Source organism: Vibrio sp. V42_P2S4T144 (assembly GCF_009904715.1).
Lineage (GTDB): Bacteria > Pseudomonadota > Gammaproteobacteria > Enterobacterales > Vibrionaceae > Vibrio > Vibrio alginolyticus.
This window is the reverse complement of sequence record NZ_WXWS01000245.1, coordinates 1-2,568: the sequence shown is the minus strand read 5'-3', so window position 1 is coordinate 2,568 and position 2,568 is coordinate 1. Positions and strand designations below refer to the sequence as shown.

2 protein-coding genes are annotated in these 2,568 nt (G+C 42.4%); one reads left to right on the top strand and one right to left on the bottom strand.

All coding sequences use genetic code 11. From position 1 onward, the window contains the following. Window positions 1-329: 329 nt before the first annotated feature. Window positions 330-1,316 carry a transcriptional regulator EbgR gene (gene ebgR, locus CAG68_RS08520; RefSeq protein ID WP_025768213.1) on the top strand — a complete coding sequence of 329 codons (987 nt, stop codon included), beginning with the start codon at window positions 330-332 and terminating at the stop codon, window positions 1,314-1,316. A 170-nt stretch (window positions 1,317-1,486) separates the two neighbouring features. Here ebgR and CAG68_RS08515 read toward each other — a convergent pair whose 3' ends face one another. Next, a complete protein-coding gene (locus CAG68_RS08515) occupies window positions 1,487-2,404 on the bottom strand; it encodes a LysR substrate-binding domain-containing protein (protein ID WP_161441009.1) in 918 nt (305 codons plus the stop codon). Window positions 2,405-2,568: the final 164 nt, after the last annotated feature.

Sequence of the window (2,568 nt, the reverse complement as noted above, 5' to 3'; positions counted from 1 at the left end):
AAAATGAGACACAAAACATAAACATGAACAATAAAACGTTTGCTTGATTAAACTCTAAACAGATCGAGTCCTATTAAGTACTAGAGTTACCACAAGTAGCAAGTTTCCAAACCAGTCGCGTTTTTCAGTATTTTTACAGCAATATAATCCTTACGTTTACGGCTTTATTTATTACTCAATAGAGTCTATTTCATGAAAACAATTTGGCTTGATATGATGATTTAAAGTGTTTAGGACTGTCTTACTAAAGGTTTGTGCATATCTAAGTAGCTGTTTAAAATAGTCAGATTATTGAGCTCACACTTGGGCAGTGCCAACGGGAAATTTACATGGCAAAGCTAAAAGATATCGCCATTGAAGCAGGCGTCTCACTTGCAACCGTATCGCGGGTTTTGAACAACGACCCAACGTTGAGCGTTAAAGAAGAAACCAAATACCGCATTTTGGAAATTGCAGAAAAACTGGAGTACCGCACCAGTAGCTCGAAGAAAGGCATCAAAGAAGCTAAGCAAAAACATCACTTTTTAGCCTTATATAACTACAAACAAGAAACAGAGGTGAATGACCCTTACTACTTATCAATTCGTCATGGGATTGAAACGCAATGCGACAAATTAGGTATTACGCTAACCAATTGCTATAACAGTGAAATTGATGTTGAAACGAAAAAGATAACAGGTGTCCTTTTAGTCGGAAATGTCGACCAAAAGGTAGTAGATAAATTACCTAAACGTCTAGCCGATAGCATTTGCTACATAAACTTTTCAGATCCAACCTGCCCTTATGATTGCGTTGATGTCGACCTTATTCGAATCAGTAGGCAAGTAGTTGATTTCTTTGTACAACGAGGCCACCGCCGCATCGGTTATATTGGCGGTCAAGACAAGCACGACGCAGCTGACACTCGTGAAAATGTGTTTTTGGACTATGGCTATCTAAAAGGCGTGGTCGCAGAACATGATATACACTATTGTGCCTGCTCTAGTTTGTCCGGTTATAACTTAGCGAAAGAGATGCTAGCCAAAGGTGACTTCCCGAAAGCAGTATTCATTGATTCAGACTCCATCGCGATTGGCATAGTACGTGCAATCCATGAATTTGGCTTAAAGATACCAGAGGATATTACGCTGATTAGTATGAATGATATTCCTACTGCTCGCTTTACCTTTCCGCCGTTGTCTACAATTCGTATTCACTCTGAGTTGATGGGAACTCAGGGAGTGAACTTACTAGTGGAAAAATACCGAGATGGACGCTTACTCCCTCTTCATGTATACGTTCAAACAGAGCTTAAACTACGTGGTACAACTCAATGATACCTTTTCCATTAATCTCTTTTATGAATTAAATCTGGAACATCCCCCCCTAACCCAAGATATTCATTTTGCACAATCAGTACTGTTTCGGCGTAACGCCGATAACTCAGCGGGTAGTAAGAAGTTCAACAACAAATCACTCTAAGCACCATGAGTGCCCCAAATGTTTATCATTTAGAGGTGATGGTCGAAGAAACCAACTCGCGTAGCCAAATGCCTTTGTCTTCATTGTTTCGGCTGGAATGCCACAGCATGGCAATATCAAAATCCGCAACGGCGATCGGCGGCTTAACAGTAATGAGATCGTCCGAAAAGCCCTCCGCCAACGCCATTTTTTCTGGCACGATGGCAATGAGATCGCGCTTTTTCAATAGATGCCGAATAGTGAGAAAGTTGCGCGACGCCACGGTGACTTTGCGGCTCAAGCCATGTTCTGCGAGCTTTTGGTCTACTTGTGTCTTTAAGCTCCCATCGGGACTTACCAGAGCTTGCTCGATGTTCGCGAACGCTTCCAGAGACAGCTGTGTTTCCCCTTTCAACGCCTGTTTATCACACATGCACACGTGTTTTTCGGTGTACAAGTACAAGCTCTCAAAGTTGTCATCCAACACCGGCATGCTGCCAATAATGACATCGAGCTTTTCGTGCTCAGTTAATGCCACGTAGTTGCTACGATTGACGTTAATAAAACTGATCTGCGCCTCTGGGGCGCGCTGGCGTATTTCGTCATAAAGCCGAGGAGCAAAAATAAACTCGGCATAATCCGTTAATCCAATGCGACATACACCCGCATAATTTTTAGGCTGGAAGACAGACTTAGTGAGCAAGTCTTTGGCAATAGAATCCAACAAATGATGCACGATTGGCGCGATGTGGTGAGCGTGCTCGGTGGGCTCCATCTTGTGCCCTTTTCGCTCAAAAAGCGGGTCGTCAAACAACAACCTTAAACGAGACAAACTATGACTCATCGCCGACTGGCTAACGTAACTTTTCTCTGCCGCGACGCTAACGCTTCGATAGCGATACAAGTAGGAAAACGTCACCAATAAGTTCAAGTCAATGTTGCGCCACTGAATGTCCTCTTTCACTCCAACATCCTCATCCCATTTTATTCATAGATGAAATTAAAATCATCAATTTGAGTCATTTTAGAGCATTCGATAAATTAGCAACAATGCTTTTTAGATAAACAGGCTCGACATGTTCACCATATTCAAAACTTTTTTCTGGCTGGGTTGGTTCAGCTTCGGCG